Here is an 18,984-nt window from a genome sequence, read left to right as displayed (position 1 = left end):
CCGACGGCCGCCGGTACGTCCGCGATCCCGGGGAGAGATCCCATCCGTGCGCTAGAGCAGTCTCTCGTTCATCGCCATGACGGCCGCCGTGGTGCGGTTGGGAGCGCCCAGTTTCAGCAGTATGGCACCGACCAGGCGTTTCACCCCGTGGGCCGAGATGCCGAGCGCCTTCGCGATCTGCTTGTTGCTGTACCCCTGGGCCAGCAGGCCGAGCGTCTCCCTCTCCCGGTCGGTGAAGGACACCGCGCGTCGGCCGGTGTGGTGCCGCACCGGTCCCCGGCTGCCGGCGAGCAGTTCGCGTGCCAGTGGCGCGGGCAGCGGCATGTCGCCCTCGACGACGCGGCGCAAGGTGGTGTCCAGGAGCGGCACCGTCGCCTCCCGGAGCGAGATGACACCGTCGCACGGCACCTCCGCGGGGAGCGAGAGGTCCCTGGCGTGGATGTCGTCACCGATGAGCAGGACGAAGGGCCGGGTCCCGGGGCCCAGCAGGTCCTCTCCCGTCAGCGTTCTCCACTCGGGCAGCGTGGCGATGATGAACGAGGCGCGGCCGGGCCCGCTGTCGGGCGACCCGGTCCTGCCCGGCCGCCGGTCGACGAGCGTCACCCACGGGATCTGCGCGAGCAGGGAGCCGACGCCCCGCCGGAGCACTTCGGACTCCACGAGAAGGGTGACGTCGAGCGGCACATCGTCCCCGAGTTGGTGAGAGCTCTCCACAATCGTTTCCTTTGTTCCTGGGAAGCCGTGACAGCACCGAAGAACGGCCCCCGCGTGCTCCGGCGGACAGCACCTCACGCCCGTACGGTCCGCGTACGGTGGCGCACCTCTGCCCCCTGAACCGCCCGGTCCTCCACCCCGGGCCACGGACGCACGTGGGCGCGACGGTTCGCTGTTGCCTCTGTTCAGAACAGTTCCTCGCGCGCCCCACGGTAATCGTGTGACAGTAAGCCTTTCCCTCTACGCCCTCAGGGGCACCCGTTCCGGCCCTCGGTCGTGCCCGCGATGGCCCGCAACTCCGCACTCGGTGCGTCAACTCAAGGGCAGTGCATTCACCCTTTCAGGGGTCCTCTTTTCACGGAGTGTGCGGCATTTCCGGTCATACCGGGGGTGACGGAAGACAACCGGGGGACGTCTGAGGTGGCCGCGGCGCCCCGACGCCGTAGAGGTGACGTGCGCCGGGGCCCCGCCCCGGCCGGCGGGCGCGCAAACCCGCGGTGCCAGGTTGGCCGGACCCGTGGACGTGCCCCTGTACGTAACCCCCGCCCTGCGCTGCCCTACTGAGCGTCACGGTGATGCCCCGGCAGCCCTCCGCGGAGCCGGCCGGCGTGCCGTTCAGCAGCGTCAACTCCGAGGGGATGCAGCATGTCCACACCTCCCGCTCCGCTCCGGGTCACCCTCGTCAACGGCAGCTTCGAAGAACCCACCGTCACCAACTACGAGATCCTGCCCGACGCCTCCCAGACCCAGGCACCCAAGCGGGTCCCCGGCTGGCTCACCACCGCCTCCGACCACATGGTGGAGCTGTGGCACACCGGCTTCCTCGGTGTGCCGTCCGCCGACGGCGCCCAGTTCGCCGAGCTGAACGCCAACGAGGTGTCCACGCTCTACCAGGACCTGCCGACCACCCCGGGCACCACGCTCTACTGGCGTCTGCAGCACCGTGGCCGGCTGGGCGAGGACACCATGGCGCTGGACATCGGCGCGCCCGGGTCAACGGTGGAGCAGGGACGCTTCTCCGACGGCAAGGACGCCTGGGGTCAGTACCGGGGCACCTACGTCGTCCCGGCGGGGCAGACGCTGACGCGTTTCGCCTTCCGGTCCCTCTCCGCCGCCGGCGGCAACCGCGGCATCGGCAACTTCCTGGACGGCATCTTCTTCGGCACGGCCCCCCACGTGACGCTCCACAAGGAGGCGATTCCGGCCGGACCGCTGGAGGTGGGAGAGGTCATCACGTACCGCGTCACTGCCAGGAACGAGGGTGGCGGCGCGGCGGAGGCCCTCGTCCTGACCGATGTCCTCCCGCCGGGAACCACGTACGTGCCGGGGTCCCTGCGGATCGTCGACGGACCGAACACCGGGGACAAGAGCGACGCTCCGGGCGATGACCAGGGCTCCTACGACGCCGGGGCGAACCGGGTCGTCTTCCATCTGGGGGCCGGGGCCTCCGCCGCCGGCGGGGGCACGCTGCTCAACACCGAGACCCTGCCGGGCGGGACAACGGCGGAGTACCGGGTCCGCATCGAACGGGCCGCGGCCGGACGGCTGATCAGCAACACCGCGACCGCCTCCTACGAGAACCGGCTCGGCGAGACGCCCGAGGCCCTGACGGCCCGCTCCAACGAGGCGGTCACCGAGGTCAGACCAGCCGCCGACCTGTCGGTGGTGAAGGCCGCCGACGCGACGACCGTCACCGTCGGCCAGACCGTCACCTACCGCATCACCGTGCGCAACGCCGGCCCGAACGACGCCACCGGCGTGCGGGTCACCGACCGGCTCCCCGACGGTCTCGTCCTCCTGTCCGCCGAGGGCACCGGGGACTACGACCCGGACACCGGCCTGTGGTCCGTGGGCGACCTGGCCGTCGCCGCCACCGCCGCCCTCGTCCTGCGGGCGAAGGCCACCGTGGCGGGCCGGATCCGCAACACGGCGACGGTCTTGGGCAACGAGACGGATCCCGACACCGGCGACAACACGGACTCCGTCACCGTCTGTGTCGAACAGGCGCCCTCCTGCTGTGATCCCTGTTCTCCCGGGAAGTAGCGTGCCCGGCCCCGGGGTGAGGGGCGAAGGGCGATGACGGCAGCGGCGCCGCCGATCACGGGCGACGCCGCTGCCCCGTCGGCCACCCACACGCCACCTGCCCGGAGAACGCCCACGGCACCGACGGCTTCCCGATCGAACGCGGGGCGACCGGCTGATCGCGTTCGCCCCGGCCGGGGCAGTCACGGGGCCAGGGCCTGCCGGAGGGCCGCCTCCACGTGCAGCCGCGTCGTGGGAAAGACCGGAACGGGGCTGTGCCGCTCCCCGATGAGCAACTCGATCTCGGTGCAGCCCAGGATGACGCCCTCGGCGCCCCGCTCGACGAGCCGCCCGATCACCCGCTGGAATTCCTCGCGCGACGCGTCCCGCACCACACCGAGGCACAGCTCCTCGTAGATGATCCGGTGGACCACGGCGCGCTCGTCGGCGCTCGGCACGCACACCTTGAGCCCACCCGCTTCCAGACGCCCACGGTAGAAATCCTGTTCCATCGTGAACGCCGTCCCGAGCAGGCCGACCGTGCGCACCCCCGCGGCCCGCACGGCGACCGCGGTGGCGTCGGCCAGGTGCAGCAGCGGTACCGACACCGCCGCCGCCACCTGATCCGCCACCTTGTGCATCGTGTTGGTACAGATCAGCACCAGCTCGGCGCCGGCCCGCTCCAGGGCGCGGGCCGCGTCGGCCAGGATCTCCCCGGCCTCCTGCCAGCGTCCCTGGACCTGGAGTCGCTCGATCTCCGCGAAGTCCACCGAGTAGAGCACGCAGCGGGCGGAGTGCAGCCCACCGAGCCGGTCACGCGTCAACGTGTTCAGCAGCCGGTAGTACTCGGCCGTGGATTCCCAGCTCATTCCGCCGATCAGGCCGATGACCTTCACGTCCGCCTCCCTCTGCTCCCGAGCCTGCGCAGATCGTACCCGTGGCGTGTCGTGCCCTGTGGTCCTGCGGGCAGAGCGCTCGCAGGACCACGGGCTCCGGCTGTCAGCGGTGTCAGCGCGATGCGCGCCGGGCGGCCAACACCATCGCCTCCGAGGGCGGGTGCGCCGCTCGGGACCAGGGTGCCGGGTGTCAGCCGAGGTGCCGGATGAGATGGTCGGCCGCCTCGGCCGCCATCCGGTACAGGGCCTCCTCGGTCTGAGCCCCGGTGTGCGGGGTGATGACCACGGCCGGCTCGGCACGCAGCGGATGGTCCCGCGGCAGCGGCTCGACGGTGGTGACGTCCAGGCCGGCGCCCGCCAGGTGGCCCGCGCGGAGGGAGGCCAACAGCGCCTCCTCGTCCAGGATGCCGCCGCGCGAGGTGTTGACGACGACGGCGCCGGCCGGCAGGGCCGCCAGTTCGGGTGCCCCGATCAGCCCGCGGGTGCCGGGGGTGAGCGGCACATGCAGGCTGAGATGGTCCGCCGCCGCCAGCACGGCGGGCAGCTCGGCGGGTTCGGCTCCGGCGGCGGTGATGTCCCCGTCAGGGACCACGGGGTCGTGGGCCAGGACCCGCATGCCGAAGCCGTGGGCGGCGATGGCCGCCACCCGGCGGGCGATGCGGCCGAATCCGACCAGGCCCAGGGTGGCGCCGTTGAGTTCACGTCCGCGGATGGCGGTCCGGGTGTCGCCCTCGCCGCGCACCGCGAGACCGATGCCACGCCGCACGGCGAGCAGCAGGGCGATGGTGTGCTCGGCCACCGACTGGGTGTTGGCGGTGGGCGTGGTGGTGACCGTGATGCCCTGTGCGCGGGCCTGGTCGAGGTCGACCGTGTCGAGGCCGACGCCGTGCCGGGCGATGATCCGCAGCCGGGGCGCCCGGCGCATCATGGCTCCGTCGACGCGTTCGGTCCGCAGCAGGATCCCGGCCACCCGGTGGCAGACGGCGTCGAAGGGAACGGCATCGGCGTCGTAACCCAGGCGCACCTCGGCATGCCGGCTGAGGCGGTCGACGGCGTCGGGGTGGACGGGGCGCGGGATCCAGACCAGGGGTGCGGGGGCGTCAGTCACGGGGCACCAGCCGCTGGTTGGCGGCACGGCGTTCGGCCTCGCCCGCGATGAGCCGGTGGGCGGTGTCGATGACCTCGCCGATGTCGGCCCGGGGGACGACGGCGACACCGTCGTGGTCGCCGAGCACCCAGTCACCGGGGCTGACGGGGACACCGCCGACGGCGACGGTGACGCCGGTGCGGTACGGGCCGGTCTTCCAGGGGCCGGCGGGGGTGACGGCCCGGGCGAAGACGGGAATGCCCAGCTCCGGCAGTTCGGCGAGGTCGCGGGCGGCGCCGTCCAGGACGATGCCGCCGATCTCCAGGGCCTTGGCCTTCTGCACGACGAGTTCGCCGATCAGGGCCCGGGTGGTGTCGCCGCCGCCGTTGACGACGAGGATCTCGCCGCGCCGGATGGTCTCGAAGGCGGCGTGCAGTCCCTTGTTGTCGCCGGGCCGGGTCCAGACCGTGAAGGCCGGCCCGGAGAAGGTGGCGCCCGGCCACAGGGGGCCTATGCCGTCGGCGACGCCGAAACGTTCCATCGCGTCGGAGACGGTCGCGACGGGGAGCGCGCCGGGGGGCGGGTAGTCGTGCACGGTTCTCCTTGGGTGGTGGTCCCTCAGTACAGGGCGGGCGGGAGTCCGATGCGCGCGATGTCCTCGGCGCAGCGGTGGATGGCGTGGACGAACTCGGGGATCTTGTCGTCGGTGAAGCGGACGGTGGGGCCGCCGAGGGCGAGGACCACGGTGCGGGCGGGCCGGCGGCTGCCGGTGTGCGGGACGGGTACGGCCAGACCGCTGTTGCCCGCCTCGCGCTGGCCGTGGCTGACGCTCCAGCCCTGGTCCGCGGCGAGGGCGATGCCCTCGCGCAGGGCCTGCGGGTCGCCGCCGGCTTCGGTGACGATGGCGGTGATGAGGGCTTCGCGCTCGGCCGGGGGTTCGAGACTGAGCAGCATGTAGGCGGCCGAGCCGAGGTTCATGGGCAGTTCGTCGCCCTGCTGGACGGCGTGCCGCAGGGTGTTGGGGCTGGGGGCCTGGCCGACGACGACGCGACGGTTCCCCTCGCGGACGTAGAGGCTCACGGTCTCGCCGGTTTCCGCCGCCAGCGCCCGCATCCGGGCGAGGGAGGCGGCGGGCACGGTCCAGGCCGCGTCGGCGAAGGCGGCGAACGAGATCAGGGCGGTGCCGACCCGGATCCGGCCGTCCGCCCCGACTTCCAGCAGTCCCTCGGCGGCGAGGGTTTCCACCAGGCGCAGCACGGTCGTCCGGGGCAGTCCGGTCTCCCGGACCATGTCGGCCAGGCCCAGTGACATCCGGTCGGGGGTGAAGGCCCGCAGGACCCGCCAGGCGCGGCTGACCGCGCGGATTCCGCCGCCGCCCCCGTCGCTGTCGGTGGCCGCCGTGGTGGTCATCCCGCCCCCTTGTTCAGCAATCAGTTCGAACCGAAGGCTTGTATACCACCTGGCGGTTATCTGTATCCACTAGACGGACACTCTGATGTCGCGTCGCACTGGAGGACCCCACGCCGATCGCCCGGATCGCCGAGGACTACGAGGTGCCCATCGTCCCGGCCGATTCGCCGTACCAGACCCTGGACGACGTCCTCCAGGCCCGGCGGGGAGAACCCGCACGGGCACGCCATCGGCGGCGGCGAGGCCCTCACCGCACTGCCGTCGCACACAGTGGAGGTCGGGGTCAGCGGCTCCGACGACTTCCGCGACCAGATCGAGGCGCCGCCCGACCACCGACGCGGGGAAGGCGAACGCCCTGGGGCCGGCCCGTGCGGGCCGGCCCCGGCGCTGTGCGGGCGCGACGCCGCGCGGGTGCTCCCACGGCGCGCTCGCTCAGCGGTCGTTCTTCCATACGGCGCCCGGGGACGGTTCCCCGGAGGGGGTGATCGCCGGAGCGCACCCGGGTGGGCCTCAGATGCGCTCGGTGTAGGGAGCCCGCCAGGCGGGGGCCCGGTCGGCACCGAGCTCCGTCCAGTACTCGCGGCCCCCGGTGATCACACCGTTCTCCACGGTCCAGAAGGACACCGCCCGGTGGACGCCCATCGCCCCGTGCGGCACCTCGACCTCGGAGACGACCTCGCTCCCGGAGGCCACGACGCGCAGGACGTGGATCGACCAGCCCTCCGGGTACTCCGCGTTGACCCGCACATAGTTCTCGCGGCCCACGATGCGTTCACCGCTGGCCGGCCACTCCACGATCGCGTCGGGTGCCAGCAGCGCGCCGACACCGCTCCAGTCACGGTCCTGCATGCGGTCCCACAACAGCCGCACGGTCCTCGAAGGTTCCATGACCTCATCCTGCGCCGCGCCTCTGACAGTGACTCACGGTAGCCGGCGATGACGGCCGGCGGCCCGCGACGTGGGCGCGCGCACGTGACCGGCGAACCAGGCACCCTCCCCCGCACCTCCGTCCGAACGCTTCAGCAGTTTCCCGCGCGACGGTCGAGAAAGGCCAGGTACCACCGGGCCGGGGCTCCGGGGCGGTCTCCGGCCCACCCGGCATACGCGGACTCCCGGGGCGTTCCCGGTCCTGAAACCTCCGGGCCGATGACGGAGCGGAGACCTCGCTTTCCCTGCCATTCCTCTTCCGCCTCTGCCAGAACTCCGGTTTTCGCAAGGAATGACGAAGCAAGCCGATTATTCGGCCAAGCACCGCATTCGATGTTTTCCGGTCGTTGTCCCCCGAATTGCACCGCCGCCGTTCCGCCAAATCTAGGATCGTGAGTCATGACCGACACTCCACGGGACCATTCCGCGTCCCGTGCGCGCCGGCCGACGTGTCCGCGGCTCGCGCGTGAACTCCTGCTCGTGGCACCGGACCACGAGGACCTCACGCTCGGCCGTCTCCACACCCTGACCGACACCGGCCGCCCCGGCGCCACCCGGAGCTGAGCGCGCGGCCCCGGCCGTCCACCGGGCCCCGCGCCCACGGCGGACCGGGTGCCGAAAGCCCTCACCACCGATGACCGGACGGCCGCACCGGCCGCGCCGGCCACAGACGGAACGGCGCGACCGGGCGATGCCCCGCCACAGTCCCGCACCCGAGGGGAACAGGAAATGACGGATCTCAACGTACTGATCGCGTTCGACGCGGCCACCATCGTCGAGCGGTACCCCGACGCGTCGAGGAACCCCGACGCGCCGACGCAGGTCGACCACAGCCTCATCCACATGACGACGCGCCACGACCACATCATCGGGACGTCCGGGGCCGAGCTGAATCTGCGGGCCGAGACCGGGGACAGCATCAGGTGGCGGGAGACCACACTGTCGCTGAGCAGCGACTACAAGGCGCTGCTGTACCGGTACGTGAGCAGCGACAGCGGACACCAGCTCATCAGGACGCCGGAGATCGAGGTCATCGACGGCGTCTTCCCGATGCCGCAGGAGGGCACCGAGGGGACGCCGGGCTTCGTGACGCAGAACTACCAGGACCACTACTGGCGCACGACCGTCAGAAAGCCCGGTCAGGTCGTGTACCGCTTCTTCTTCCAGATCCTGGACCGGCACCGGCAGCTGAAGGGCTACTTCCAGTGGGACCCCTACATCACCATTGAGAGCCCGTGACGGTTCGGGAACACCGGGGCGGTGGTCTGCACCGGCCGCCGCCCCGGCCGCCGGTGCGCGTCCACTCGGCCTCCCCCGGGCGCGAACGCCGGTTGTCGTGAACCCCCTCCTCCTCATCCGACGGTCCATCCGCCCGCCTCGTGGGCGGCCTGCGGCCGGGTGTGACGCCGCGTCCGTTCCTTCGCCACGATCGATTGTCAGTGGTGGGTGAGAAGGTTGGAACATCCAAGCGGAAGAGGGGGAGCTTTCATGTCCGGAAAGCAGAACTACATCAACCACGTCGCCCTGGTACTGGATGCGAGTTCGTCCATGTCACACCTGAGCGGCAAGGTCGTCGAGGTCGCCGATCAGCAGATTTCCTATCTCGCCCGCCGGTCCGAGGAATTGGACCAGGAAACCCGCGTCACGGTGTACGTGTTCTCGAACACGGTGGAGTGCGTCATTTATGACAAGGACGTGCTGCGCATGCCCTCGCTCAAGCAGTTGTACCGGGCCGGTGGCATGACCGCCCTGCTGGCCGCCGCGCTGAAGTCGCAGCACGAACTGGCGCAGACGGCCCAGCTGTACGGCGACCACAGCTTCTTGACGTTCGTCCTGACCGACGGGCAGGAGAACGCGAGTCATCGCTGCCAGGACGCCCCCTCCAAGGATCCCAGGGTGCTCGTCGAGTCGGTGGCCCGGATGATCGAGACGCAGGCGGACAACTGGACGCTGGCCGTGCTGGTTCCGGACCAGATGGGCAAGCGTGAGGCCATGCGGTGCGGTTTCCCGAAAGACAACATCGCGATCTGGGACGCCACGAGCACACAGGGCCTCGAAGAGGCCGGGCAGGTCATCCAGGAGGCCACCGAGAAATTCATGGTGGGCCGCACCAAGGGCATCCGGGGATCGCGGGCGGTCTTCTCCACGGGGGCGGAGACGGTCAACAAGGACACCATCAAGGCGGCCGGCCTCACCCCGGTGAATCCGTCGCAGTATCAGCTGATTTCCGTCACGCGTGACGCGGGGATACGCGAGTGGGTGGTGGAAAGCGGGCACACTTACCGCACCGGTGGCGCTTTCTACCAGCTGAGCAAGTCGGAGAAAGTTCAGGCGCGCAAGCGGATAGCCGTGCTGGAGAAGAAGACGGACCGGGTGTACACGGGGCCCGAGGCGCGGGCCCTGCTCGGCCTCCCGGACGTGGAAGTGCGCGTCAAGCCCAATCACAACGACGATTTCACGATCTTCGTGCAGAGCACGAGCGTGAACCGGAAGCTCGTCCCGAACACGCGGCTGTTGCTGATGCTCTGACGCCGACAAGCCGGCGGAGCCCGGTTTCCGCGTCGGCACCGGGGCCCGGCCCGCGGATCGGGTGCCGGCCGCACGAGGGAGGTACGTCAGGGGTACGGGGGTGCCCGGCGCACGGTCCGGACGCGGGAGGGTGCAGGCGCCCGGGGGCACGGGATTTTCTGTGGTGACGGGAAGGGCGGATAGATCCGGAGGGCGGACAACGTCTGAGTCATGACAGAAACAGCGAGGCCCATGGAGGGTTCATGACCGGCACGACCGCACTCAGGCGCGCCCTGTTCACCGGCGCCGCCACCACCGCTGCCCTGGTGGTCCTCTTCCCGCAGGCCGCCCAGGCCGGCGGGATGGACCCCGTCGAGGTGCTGCCCTACGAGCGGGTGGTGATCAACGACCAGTTCGTGATGGGGCTGCTGCCCGAGGGCGAGCAGAACTACGTGGTCTCCTCCCCCGACTCCTTCGACGAGGACGTCGAAGCCGCCAAGGGGTACCCGGGCACCAGCATCAACCCCAACAGCATCAGCGCCGGTGTGAACGGCGTGGACGGCGAGATCATCCTGCTGGAGGGTGCCTGGCGGCTGGACGAGGGGGTGCCGTTCATCGCGGTCACCCCCGAGGGTCAGGACTGGGGCTACGGGGCCCAGCCCGTGGTGCTGGAGGAGGCGGACGGCTGGGGGACCTACTACTTCGACCCGGCCCGGTGGGCGGTCGACGGCGTCGACACCTACACCATCACCGCGTCCGGCCCCGACGGCGAGGTGTTCGACGAGATCGAGGTCTCGCTGGACTTCTGACCCGCCATCAACCGACCCCATGACGCGTGCACCCGAAGCCCACGACGCCGACTTCAGGGCCTTCGCCGTCAGCCGCTGGCCGCGGCTGCTGCGGACGGCGCAGTTGCTGACCGGCCACCACCACGATGCGGAGGATCTCGTCCAAGTGGCGCTGGCCAAGGCGTACGCGCGGTGGCACCGCGTGACGCAGAGCGCCGACCCGGACGCCTATGTGTGGCGGATCATGATCAACGCCCATCGCGACCGGATCCGTGGGCTTCGGGCGTTCGAGTGGCTGACGACCCGGTTCCCGGAGCAGAGCGTCCGGGACCAGGCCGAACAGGTCCTCGCCAGGGATGTGCTGACGAGCGCGCTGCAACGGCTTCCGCCGCGGCAGCGCGCGGCCGTCGTACTGCGCTATATAGAGGACCGCACCGAGACCGAGGTGGCGACGCTGCTCGGGGCCCGGATCGGCACCGTGCGCAGCCGGGCGGCGCGCGGCCTGGAGAAGCTGCGTGCCGACCCGGCCGTGCGCGATCTGCGGACCCAGGGAAAGCGACAGGAGGTGAGCCGGCGTGCCGGAGCGGCGGGGCGAACCGGAGTTCGTTGAGGAACTGCGCCGGGCGGCGCGATGGGTGGAGGCCGGACCGGCGCCGGTGGAGGAGGTGATCCGCCGGGGCCGGGCGCTGCGGGCCCGCCGGCGAGCCACGATGCTGGCCGGCGCGGGGGCGGCGGGAGCGCTCGTGCTGGTGCTGGCCACCGGTCCGGTGGGGTGGCCGGCCGGCGAGGCCCCTTCCCCCGGCGACGGGCCCGGCACCGGCGCGCCGCCCGCGGCCACGGGCCGGGGCCCGTTCCCCGGGGAGGCGGGCGATGTCGAGCCGCTGGAGGTGGAGCCGTATGAGCCCGTCGTGATCAACGACCGGTACGTGCTGGGGCTGCTGCCCGAGGGCCGGCAGAACTACGTCGTCGCCTCCCCCGGGCAATTCGCGGGGGATCTGGAGACCGCCAGGGGCCCCATCGGCGACAACATCGGGCCGGGCAGCATCAGTGCCGGCTACAGCGTCGAAGCCGGCGAGGTCACGCTGGTCAAGGGCGCCTGGCGGCTGGCGGCGACGCCGTCGCGGATCGTGATCGTGCCCGAGGGAGGGTCGGGATCCCACCCGACCACGCTGGTCACGCTGAAAGGGGAACCGGGGTGGGGGGTTTACTACCTGGATGTCGCGGACGTGCCCGGGCTGTCGCAGGGCTACCGGGTGGTCGCCCACGACGCGGACGGTGAGGTGTTCGACGAGATCGCGGTAGATCCCGCCGACTGGCAGGATCCGGGTTAGGGGCGGGGGTCCGTGTGCGACCGCGGGGGGAGGCCGGCCCGCCCACCGGCCGGGCTTCTCGTCGATCAAGGGCTCTTTTTGGCCATTCGACGGAAACGCGCCGGTGTGCGGGGCGGCCGGATGCCACCGGCAGGGGACGCGCCGCCCCGGCTCAGGAGACCGGGTCGCCGACCAGATGGTCGCCCGGGATGTCGGCGTGGTCCGGGCTGTAGAACTCCTTGATGCCGTTGATCCAGGTCCCGGTCGTGATCCGGTCCTCGTCCGTGGGGCCGAAGGCGTCGAAGAGCGCGTGGATGTTGGCGTGTTCGAAACCGATGGCCGTCATCAGCGCCTCGAAGAGGGGCCGTTCTACGAGTCCGTCGCCGTCCGGGTCCCCGAGCGCGGCCAGCGTCCCCGCGAACGCGCCCAGCGCGTCCCGGAACCGTTCCGGTGTCAGCACACCGGCGGTGAACTCCTCCAGGCTGATGCGGCCGTCCCGGTTGGCGTCCAGCTCGCCGAGCAGGAACTCCCACCACTGGCGGAAGGCGTCGCGCAGGGCGTCCTTCTCCGCCTCCCCCGCGTCGGAGGCCGCCAGGACGACCCGCCCCGCCATGAGATCGAAGTCCTCCGACTCCAGGTATCCGTTGCCATCGGCGTCGAAGAGGGCGAAGACCGCCTTCGCTCGGCTGAGTGCTTCCGCTCGCATCATGCCCCGCCTTTCGTCGGGCCGCGGCCGTATGCCGCCGGCTCGGCGAAGTAACTCTGTCCCGCGACGGCCACGGACCCGCCGGCCCCGCCCACAGTTCACCCGAACGCGCTCACAGGGCTTGGGTGTTGACGCGCACCTGGGGCAGCACGACGCCTTCCCGCCCTCCCAGGGGTCCGCCGGCCGGTGGGCGGCCGGCCCGGCCCGGGAAGCGGCCCGGAAACCGGGACGGTCACGGTGCGGCCCCGATGGTGACGCCGCGTGTCCGGCCACGCGGGAGCGGCGCCCCTGGCGTCGCCGCGGGACTCCGCCGGCACAGCGCGAGGCAGCCGTTTCTGTCTCACCGGAACTCTTGTCCCAATGGGACATGAGTGGGTGTAACGTCGGTGCCATGACGGTGAACAGGTCTCCCCTGCCGATCCCCGCCCCCCGTGAGGACGGCCGGCAGCGCAAGGCACGGCGCACCCGCGAAGCACTCGCCGCCGCCGCCCTGGAGCTGGTGCTGCGGCACGGCCCCGACGAGGTGACCGTCGCCGCGATCGCCGACCGCGCCGATGTCGCCCGCCGTACCTTCAGCCGCTACTTCGCGAGCAAAGAGGAGGCGGCCCTGGACTTCGTCCGGGAGGACGGCCGCCGCATCAACACCCTGCTGCGCGAGCGGCCCGCCGCGGAACCGCCACTGATCGCCTACCGGCGCGCGGTCGGGCACTGGCTCACCGACCGGGACACCCCCGCCTCGCACCACCGCCCCGAGATCCGCGCGCTGCTCGCCCGGATCGACAGCGACCCCTCGCTCTTCGCCGCCTACCAGCGCATCCGGGTCGACGCCCAGGAGGAATCGGTCGGCATCGTCGCCGCGCGGCTGGCCGTGGACCCCGCCCACGACCCCCGCCCCACCGTGGTCGTCGACGCCGCCGCCGGTGTGCTGACCGCCGCCATGCGGCTGTGGGCGCGCCACGCGCCCACCGGCGACCAGAGCCGCGCCGTGGCCGACCTCGCCGCGCTGGTGGAGCGCTCCTATGACGCCCTCACGGAGGAAGCGGCTGCCGCCGCCGACCGCGAGGCCCTATCCGCACGAAGAAAGTGAACAGCCCCATGAGCACCACCCCCGTACCCGACTACGCCACCGAGTTCGCCGGCCGCACCGTCCTGGTCACCGGCGCCGCCTCCGGTATCGGGCTGGCGACCGCCCGCCGGCTGGGCGCCGGAGGGGCCGACGTCCTCGTCGCCGACTACCGCGCCGAGGGCGCGGAGGAAGCCGCCGCCACCCTGCGCTCCGAGGGCCTGTCGGCCGCCGCCGTCACCATGGACGTCACCGACCCCGCCTCCGTCCAGGCCGGTGTGGCCTTCGCCGTCGAGACCTTCGGCGGTCTGCACCTGGCCGTCAACAACGCCGGTGTCGGCGGCCCCGTCGCCCCCACGGGGGAGTACGACATCGACGCCTACAACCGGGTCGTGCGCACCAACCTCGACGGCGTCTTCCACTGCATGCGCCACGAGCTGCCCGCCATCGAGGCCGCCGGCTCCGGCGGGGCGATCGTGAACGTCGCCTCGATCCTGGGAAGCGTGGCCTCCCGCGGCTCCTCCGCGTACGTCGCCGCCAAACACGGCGTGATCGGCCTGACCAAGACCGCCGCCGCCGAGTACGCCACGAAGAACATCCGGATCAACGCCGTGGGCCCCGGCTTCATCGAGACGCCACTGCTGCAGGACATGGACCGCGCCCAGTACGAGGGCCTGGTCGCCCTGCACCCGGCCGGGCGTCTGGGCACCAGCGAGGAGGTCGCCGAGCTGGTGACGTTCCTGCTGTCCCCGCGCGCGTCCTTCGTGTACGGCAGCTACCACCTGGTGGACGGCGGCTACACCGCCGTCTGATCCGCACCGCGGTGCCCGCCGGAGCGCCTCGTCCCGCCGCCCACCGCGCCCGGTTCGGCCACCGTGACCGGGGAGGTCTCGATGTCCGGCACGGGCCTCCCGGTCCACTGACCGCGAACGCCCGGCGCTCCCCGTGCCGCAGGGGCACGGGGAGCGCCGGGCGTGGGCCCGGGCTCGGCCCGGGTCGGATCAGGCGACCGTCAGACCGTCAGTAGGCGCTGTTCACGTTGTCCATGGAGCCGTAGCGGTCGGCCGCGTAGTTGCAGGCCGCGGCGATGTTGGCCACCGGGTCGTAGACGTCCTTGCTCGTACCGTCCACGTGGTACTGCTCGAAGGTCGGGTCGATGACCTGCAGCAGGCCCTTGGACGGGATGTTCTTGTGCGCGTTGCTGTCCCACATGTTGATGGTGTGGGGGTCACCGCTGGACTCGCGCATCAGGTTGCTCTTGATGCCGTCGTAGCTGCCGGGGATGCCGTGCGCCTTCATGACATCCAGGGCCTCGTTGATCCACTGGTCGATCTGCTCGTCCGAGGCAGGCTTCGGCTTGGGCTGCTCCTTGCGGTCGATGGTGACCAGGGTGCCGTCGGCGTTGTACTGGGCACCGCGACCCTTGTCAGCCGGAGCGGACTTCTTCTGCGGGGCCTGCGCGGCGGTGTCGGCGGCAGCGGCGGCGGGCTTGGCCGCGGGGGCCTCGGCCGTGTCGGCGGCAGCGGCGGCGGGCTTGGCCGCGGGGGCCTCGGCCGTGTCGGCGGCAGCGGCGGCGGGCTTGGCCGCGGGGGCCTCGGCCGTGTCGGCGGCAGCGGCGGCGCTGCCCGTGTCACCGCTGCCCGCGGCGGCGCTGTCGCCGGCCTCGGGGGCCTGGTCCGTGGTGCCCTGGCCGGCGGGCGGGGTGAAGGCCGGAGCACTGGTGCTCATGGTGGTGGGGGCGACGGCGGAGGTGTGCGCGTCGGCAGCGGCACCCGGGGCGTGGACGAGGGACAGAGCCGCGGCCCCGGCGGTCACAATGCCGGCCACAGCAGCCGTGCGGGTCCGGATGCGGGAAACGCCGTGGGTGGCGGTCATACAAAACACCTCGATCCTCACGAGACAGGGAAATGCCGCGAAGTGCGACAACGCCACCCTGCCCGCGCCCCCGCCCCCGGAGCAAAGAGCGCCTCTGCGACCACACCTCGTAGCGAGCGGCCATATGGGCACTTTGTCCGCTTTGGCAGCGGCCGGGTGCCTCCTACCCCGCATCGGATGTGACCGCCGTCTCGTGCCCCGCCTCACAACGCACCCCCCTCGGCGTCACCCGGAGCGGCGGCGGACGCACACGTGGTGAGCGGATGACCGGTGTGCCGGCGCACCCACCGTGGTGCCGCGCTGACCCAGGGGCGCGGCGAGGGGGGCCGACAGGGGTTATTTGGCGAGGGAGGCGAGATAGGCGTTGTAGTCGGCCAGGGCCTGGTCGTTCGTACGGTCGGCCTGGCGGTCCTCCCTGCGCGCCGTGCGCTCCTCCGAGGCCCACCACTGGAAGACCAGCGCGATCAGCACCAGGACGGTGGGGATCTCGCTGAAGGCCCAGGCGATGCCGCCCGCCGCGGACTGATCGGCCAGGGCGTCCGTGGCCAGGGAAGCGGCGGGATCGGCGAAGGTGGCGATCATGGGCTCGCTGCCCATCATCAGCGCGATCCCGAAGAAGGCGTGGAAGGGCATCGTCGCGAACAGCTCCAGCAGGCGGATCACATAGCCGGAGCGGTGCGGGCCGGGGTCCACGCCCATGATCGGCCAGAAGAAGACAAGACCCACGGCCAGGAAGTGGACCATCATCGCGATGTGGCCGGTCCTGGAGCCCATCAGGAAGTCGAAGATCGGGGTGAAGTACAGGCCGTACAGGCTCGCGATGAACAGCGGGATCGTGAAGACCGGGCTGGTCAGCACCCGTACGTAGCGGGTGTGCAGGAAGGCGATCAGGAGCCGGCGGGGCGCCGAGGGGGGCAGGGCCCGCATCGCGAGGGTGACCGGGGCCCCGAGCAGCAGCAGGATGGGGGTGACCATGCTGAGCACCATGTGCTGCACCATGTGCACGCTGAACAGCACCATGCCGTAGTCGTTGAGCGCGGTGGCGGTCACGGCGAGGATGGAGACGATGCCCAGGACGAAGGAGACCGTGCGGCCGACGGGCCAGCGGTCACCCCGGCGGTGGAGGCGGAAGGCGCCCCACAGATAGAGCGCGAGCACGATCAGGCTGCCCGCGAGAAAGACGGGATCGCCGCCGAATTCCATTCCGCGTGCGAAGGAAAACGGCGGCAGATCCGCCATCGTGCCGTGGTCACCGTGGTCCATGGGCAACAGGATATGACCCGGCGTTCTCGGTCAGACGGTCTGGGTGGCCGCCGCGACGCGTTCGGTGCGCAGGGCGTCGTACCAGCGGTCGTCCACCGGGGGGAGCGCGGGAACGTCCAGGTGGAGGCGGAGCAGCAGATCGGCGATCTGCGGGTTGCGGGCCATCACGGGACCGTGCATGTAGGTGCCGAAGATGGTGTCGCGCCAGGCGCCCTCCGTGCCGTCCCCGGTGCCGTTCCCGTTGCCGAAGTGAACCTTCGCGAAGGGACGCACGCCGGGGCCGAGCTGGGTGACGCCCTGGTGGTTCTCGAAGCCGGTCAGCTGGGGCAGGCCGAGACGCTCGTCGACGTCGCCGAGGACGTCGCCGACGCAACGGGCTCCGGTGCCGCGGACGCTGATGACGTCCAGCAGGCCGAGGCCCGCCTCGCGCTCGCCGAGGTCGTTGACGAACTCGCGGCCCAGGATCTGGTAACCGGCGCAGACGGAGAAGATGATCGCGCCGGACTCGGCGGCCTTGGTGAGGCCGCCGTCGCGGCGCAGACGCTCCGCCGCCAGACGCTGGGGGCGGTCCTCGCCGCCGCCGATGAGGTAGATGTCACCGGTGGTGGGGACGGGCTGGTCGGAGCGGACGTCGACGCGCTCGACGGCGAGTCCGCGCTGACGGGCCCGGCGCTCGACGACCAGGACGTTCCCCTGGTCGCCGTAGGTGCTGAGCAGGTCGGGGTAGACCCAGACCAGGCGCAGGCTGGAGGCGGTCATGGTGTGCTGGCCTTCCTTGGTGTCAGTTGCCGACGACGCGGCGCAGGTCCTGGAACGCCGTGTAGTTGGCGATCGCCTCGATGCGGCCGGGGGGCAGGTTGCGGATGGCCTCGGCCGCCGTCTCGTAGACCTGGAAGTTCTGGCCGGCCACCTCCAGGCGGACGGCCAGGTCCAGGCGGCGGTCGCCGATGACGGCGATGGGGTGGCCGGTGAGCCGGGTGTAGTCGACGTCCCACAGCCAGGAGGTGTCGGTGCCGTCCGCGCCACGGGCGTTGACGCCGAGGATGACCGGGGCCGGGGCCGGGTCGATCAGGGAGAAGGTCTCCAGCCAGCCGGCCGGGTTCTTGGCGAGCAGGAGCCGGATGTCACGGCCCTCGTACTGGACGACGTCGTAGCGGCCCGCGACGGCGGCCACCGACTGCATGCGCTGGAGGGCGACCTGGGGGGAGATCCCGAAGGTGGCGGCGACGGCGGCGGCCGAGGTGGCGTTGGCCTTGTTGGCGCGGCCGGGGAGCTGGAGGTGGATGGGCCAGGAGGCGCCGTGCGGGTCGAGCACGTTGTCGCCGGAGAGCACCCAGGTGGGAGTGGGGCGGCCGAAGCCGCACTGGGCGCACTTCCAGTTGGTGTCGTCGGGGCGCTGGAGCACTCCGCCGCACGAGGGGCAGGACCAGGCGTCGTCCTTCCACGCCTGGCCGGCGGCGACCCACACCACGTTGGGGCACGAGGACGCGGCCCACACGATGAGGGGGTCGTCGGCGTTGGCGATGACGATGGCCTTGGTGCCCTGGAGCCCTTCGCGCCAGTGCTCGGCCATCATGCGGGTCTCGGCCGCGCGGTCGAGCTGGTCGCGGGAGAGGTTGAGCAGGGCGATCGCCTTGGGGTTGACGTCCTGGGCGACGGCGATGAGGTACTTCTCGTCGACCTCCAGGGCGCCGAAGCGGGCTTCGGCGCCGGCCGACAGCGCGGAGGTGATGCCGGCGGGCATGTTGGCGCCCAGGGCGTTGGAGACGACCTCGCCACCGGCGCGCAGGGCCTCGGCGACCAGGCGGGTGGTGGTGGTTTTGCCGTTGGTCGCGGAGATCAGGACCACGTCCAGATGTCCGGCGAGCCGGGACAGCAGTTCGGGGTCGAATTTCAGGGCTACGCGCCCGCCGATCACCGATCCGCTTCCGCGGCCGGCGGCGCGCGATACGGCGGCTGCTGCCTTGCCCGCCGTCACGGCCAGCCTGGCCCGTGGTGACAGCGGCGTGCTCTCTGACATCGTCCTGGCTCCTCCTTGCCCTAGACCGATGACCAGCCTATCGAGGTCTGTGGCGGTACTCGCACCGCATCCGGTCAAGTGTGCGGCGTGGCGGGGGCGTTCCCCGTGCCGTGGGCGGCTTTCACCCATTTGCCCGTATCGAGTGATCATTACTCTTTGTGGGCTTTAGGGTGCTTACGGTGAAGGGAGTGGTCGTGATCCTGTCGGTTTCCTGGGTGGTCCTGCTCGCGGTGCTGATGCTGGTGTTCTTCCGCAAGGACGGACTGAAGCCGGTGCACGCGGTGGTGTGCGCGCTGTTCGGCTTCTATCTGTCGGGGACGGCCCTCGCGCCGGGCATCACGGCCGGCGGTGAGTCGCTGGCCTCGCTGCTGGGCGGCTTCGGGCTGTAGAGGGGT

General features: G+C 71.4%; 20 protein-coding genes. 9 read left to right on the top strand and 11 right to left on the bottom strand.

The genetic code is table 11. From position 1 onward, the window contains the following. Positions 1-51 precede the first annotated feature (51 nt). Positions 52-714, bottom strand: a complete 663-nt coding sequence (locus SXIM_RS25755) for a helix-turn-helix transcriptional regulator (RefSeq protein ID WP_053116306.1) — start codon at positions 712-714, stop codon at positions 52-54. A gap of 645 nt (positions 715-1,359) precedes the next feature. On the opposite strand from SXIM_RS25755, the gene SXIM_RS25750 reads away from it, so the two are divergent. Beyond that, positions 1,360-2,757, top strand: a complete 1,398-nt coding sequence (locus tag SXIM_RS25750; RefSeq protein ID WP_046725229.1) for a DUF7507 domain-containing protein — start codon at positions 1,360-1,362, stop codon at positions 2,755-2,757. Between the two features lie 182 nt (positions 2,758-2,939). Here SXIM_RS25750 and SXIM_RS25745 read toward each other — a convergent pair whose 3' ends face one another. The 5 genes from SXIM_RS25745 to SXIM_RS25720 form a co-directional block, all read right to left on the bottom strand. After that, positions 2,940-3,632 (bottom strand): aspartate/glutamate racemase family protein, encoded by a 693-nt coding sequence (locus SXIM_RS25745; RefSeq protein WP_046725228.1) that lies wholly within the window; start codon positions 3,630-3,632, stop codon positions 2,940-2,942. 190 nt (positions 3,633-3,822) lie between these two features. Further along, positions 3,823-4,740, bottom strand: coding sequence for an NAD(P)-dependent oxidoreductase (locus SXIM_RS25740; protein WP_246156940.1), 918 nt, complete (start codon positions 4,738-4,740; stop codon positions 3,823-3,825). Beyond that, positions 4,733-5,314 (bottom strand): RraA family protein, encoded by a 582-nt coding sequence (locus SXIM_RS25735; RefSeq protein WP_043177303.1) that lies wholly within the window; start codon positions 5,312-5,314, stop codon positions 4,733-4,735. The genes SXIM_RS25740 and SXIM_RS25735 overlap by 8 nt, the downstream gene beginning before the upstream one ends. A 23-nt stretch (positions 5,315-5,337) precedes the next feature. Then, positions 5,338-6,129: an IclR family transcriptional regulator gene (locus SXIM_RS25730; RefSeq protein WP_030731996.1), complete on the bottom strand. Its 792-nt coding sequence runs from the start codon at positions 6,127-6,129 to the stop codon at positions 5,338-5,340. Between the two features lie 510 nt (positions 6,130-6,639). Continuing rightward, a complete protein-coding gene (locus SXIM_RS25720) occupies positions 6,640-7,017 on the bottom strand; it encodes a nuclear transport factor 2 family protein (protein ID WP_030731993.1) in 378 nt (125 codons plus the stop codon). 768 nt (positions 7,018-7,785) lie between these two features. Between SXIM_RS25720 and SXIM_RS25715 the strand changes: the two genes are divergently transcribed. The 5 genes from SXIM_RS25715 to SXIM_RS25695 all read left to right on the top strand — a co-directional run bounded on the left by SXIM_RS25715 (position 7,786) and on the right by SXIM_RS25695 (position 11,683). After that, entirely contained in the window at positions 7,786-8,295 is a 510-nt protein-coding gene (locus SXIM_RS25715; RefSeq protein ID WP_030731990.1) for an inclusion body family protein, read from the top strand. A 249-nt stretch (positions 8,296-8,544) separates the two neighbouring features. Next, positions 8,545-9,585 carry a vWA domain-containing protein gene (locus SXIM_RS25710; protein ID WP_030731987.1) on the top strand — a complete coding sequence of 347 codons (1,041 nt, stop codon included), beginning with the start codon at positions 8,545-8,547 and terminating at the stop codon, positions 9,583-9,585. Between the two features lie 242 nt (positions 9,586-9,827). After that, entirely contained in the window at positions 9,828-10,373 is a 546-nt protein-coding gene (locus SXIM_RS25705) for a hypothetical protein (RefSeq protein WP_046725226.1), read from the top strand. A gap of 19 nt (positions 10,374-10,392) precedes the next feature. Continuing rightward, positions 10,393-10,962, top strand: a complete 570-nt coding sequence (locus SXIM_RS25700) for a SigE family RNA polymerase sigma factor (RefSeq protein WP_030731979.1) — start codon at positions 10,393-10,395, stop codon at positions 10,960-10,962. Beyond that, positions 10,928-11,683, top strand: a complete 756-nt coding sequence (locus SXIM_RS25695; protein WP_030731976.1) for a hypothetical protein — start codon at positions 10,928-10,930, stop codon at positions 11,681-11,683. Before SXIM_RS25700 ends, SXIM_RS25695 begins: the two co-directional genes overlap by 35 nt. Before the next feature lie 151 nt (positions 11,684-11,834). Here SXIM_RS25695 and SXIM_RS25690 read toward each other — a convergent pair whose 3' ends face one another. Next, a complete protein-coding gene (locus SXIM_RS25690) occupies positions 11,835-12,368 on the bottom strand; it encodes an EF-hand domain-containing protein (protein ID WP_030731973.1) in 534 nt (177 codons plus the stop codon). 391 nt (positions 12,369-12,759) lie between these two features. On the opposite strand from SXIM_RS25690, the gene SXIM_RS25685 reads away from it, so the two are divergent. Together SXIM_RS25685 and SXIM_RS25680 are read left to right on the top strand one after the other, a co-directional pair. Further along, positions 12,760-13,455: a TetR family transcriptional regulator gene (locus SXIM_RS25685; protein ID WP_030731970.1), complete on the top strand. Its 696-nt coding sequence runs from the start codon at positions 12,760-12,762 to the stop codon at positions 13,453-13,455. Positions 13,456-13,463: 8 nt separating this feature from the next. Then, positions 13,464-14,243, top strand: coding sequence for an SDR family NAD(P)-dependent oxidoreductase (locus SXIM_RS25680; protein ID WP_030731968.1), 780 nt, complete (start codon positions 13,464-13,466; stop codon positions 14,241-14,243). 208 nt (positions 14,244-14,451) lie between these two features. Here SXIM_RS25680 and SXIM_RS25675 read toward each other — a convergent pair whose 3' ends face one another. The 4 genes from SXIM_RS25675 to SXIM_RS25660 all read right to left on the bottom strand — a co-directional run bounded on the left by SXIM_RS25675 (position 14,452) and on the right by SXIM_RS25660 (position 18,589). Beyond that, the gene (locus SXIM_RS25675; protein ID WP_046725225.1) at positions 14,452-15,306 is read right to left on the bottom strand and encodes a transglycosylase SLT domain-containing protein; all 855 of its coding nucleotides are present in this window, start codon (positions 15,304-15,306) and stop codon (positions 14,452-14,454) included. Between the two features lie 336 nt (positions 15,307-15,642). After that, complete coding sequence (locus tag SXIM_RS25670; protein WP_030731963.1) at positions 15,643-16,569, bottom strand: cytochrome c oxidase assembly protein; 927 nt, start codon at positions 16,567-16,569, stop codon at positions 15,643-15,645. A gap of 30 nt (positions 16,570-16,599) precedes the next feature. Further along, positions 16,600-17,328, bottom strand: coding sequence for a type 1 glutamine amidotransferase (locus SXIM_RS25665; protein ID WP_030731960.1), 729 nt, complete (start codon positions 17,326-17,328; stop codon positions 16,600-16,602). A 22-nt stretch (positions 17,329-17,350) separates the two neighbouring features. Next, complete coding sequence (locus SXIM_RS25660) at positions 17,351-18,589, bottom strand: MurT ligase domain-containing protein (protein ID WP_030731957.1); 1,239 nt, start codon at positions 18,587-18,589, stop codon at positions 17,351-17,353. Positions 18,590-18,783: 194 nt separating this feature from the next. On the opposite strand from SXIM_RS25660, the gene SXIM_RS25655 reads away from it, so the two are divergent. Next, positions 18,784-18,978, top strand: a complete 195-nt coding sequence (locus SXIM_RS25655) for a hypothetical protein (protein WP_030731954.1) — start codon at positions 18,784-18,786, stop codon at positions 18,976-18,978. Positions 18,979-18,984: the final 6 nt, after the last annotated feature.

This window comes from Streptomyces xiamenensis (assembly GCF_000993785.3).
In the GTDB taxonomy this organism is placed as follows: Bacteria; Actinomycetota; Actinomycetes; order Streptomycetales; family Streptomycetaceae; genus Streptomyces; species Streptomyces xiamenensis.
The sequence above is the reverse complement of the archived record's forward strand: the minus strand, read 5'-3'. Positions and strand labels throughout refer to the sequence as shown.

Excerpts from the sequence above, each read along its gene's own strand:
- SXIM_RS25750 (WP_046725229.1), top strand. The coding sequence starts at position 1,360 with ATGTCCACACCTCCCGCTCCGCTCCGGGTCACCCTCGTCAACGGCAGC.
- SXIM_RS25730 (WP_030731996.1), bottom strand. The coding sequence starts at position 6,129 with ATGACCACCACGGCGGCCACCGACAGCGACGGGGGCGGCGGCGGAATC.
- SXIM_RS25720 (WP_030731993.1), bottom strand. The coding sequence starts at position 7,017 with ATGGAACCTTCGAGGACCGTGCGGCTGTTGTGGGACCGCATGCAGGAC.
- SXIM_RS25715 (WP_030731990.1), top strand. The coding sequence starts at position 7,786 with ATGACGGATCTCAACGTACTGATCGCGTTCGACGCGGCCACCATCGTC.
- SXIM_RS25710 (WP_030731987.1), top strand. The coding sequence starts at position 8,545 with ATGTCCGGAAAGCAGAACTACATCAACCACGTCGCCCTGGTACTGGAT.
- SXIM_RS25705 (WP_046725226.1), top strand. The coding sequence starts at position 9,828 with ATGACCGGCACGACCGCACTCAGGCGCGCCCTGTTCACCGGCGCCGCC.
- SXIM_RS25700 (WP_030731979.1), top strand. The coding sequence starts at position 10,393 with ATGACGCGTGCACCCGAAGCCCACGACGCCGACTTCAGGGCCTTCGCC.
- SXIM_RS25690 (WP_030731973.1), bottom strand. The coding sequence starts at position 12,368 with ATGCGAGCGGAAGCACTCAGCCGAGCGAAGGCGGTCTTCGCCCTCTTC.
- SXIM_RS25685 (WP_030731970.1), top strand. The coding sequence starts at position 12,760 with ATGACGGTGAACAGGTCTCCCCTGCCGATCCCCGCCCCCCGTGAGGAC.
- SXIM_RS25680 (WP_030731968.1), top strand. The coding sequence starts at position 13,464 with ATGAGCACCACCCCCGTACCCGACTACGCCACCGAGTTCGCCGGCCGC.
- SXIM_RS25675 (WP_046725225.1), bottom strand. The coding sequence starts at position 15,306 with ATGACCGCCACCCACGGCGTTTCCCGCATCCGGACCCGCACGGCTGCT.
- SXIM_RS25670 (WP_030731963.1), bottom strand. The coding sequence starts at position 16,569 with ATGGACCACGGTGACCACGGCACGATGGCGGATCTGCCGCCGTTTTCC.
- SXIM_RS25665 (WP_030731960.1), bottom strand. The coding sequence starts at position 17,328 with ATGACCGCCTCCAGCCTGCGCCTGGTCTGGGTCTACCCCGACCTGCTC.
- SXIM_RS25660 (WP_030731957.1), bottom strand. The coding sequence starts at position 18,589 with ATGTCAGAGAGCACGCCGCTGTCACCACGGGCCAGGCTGGCCGTGACG.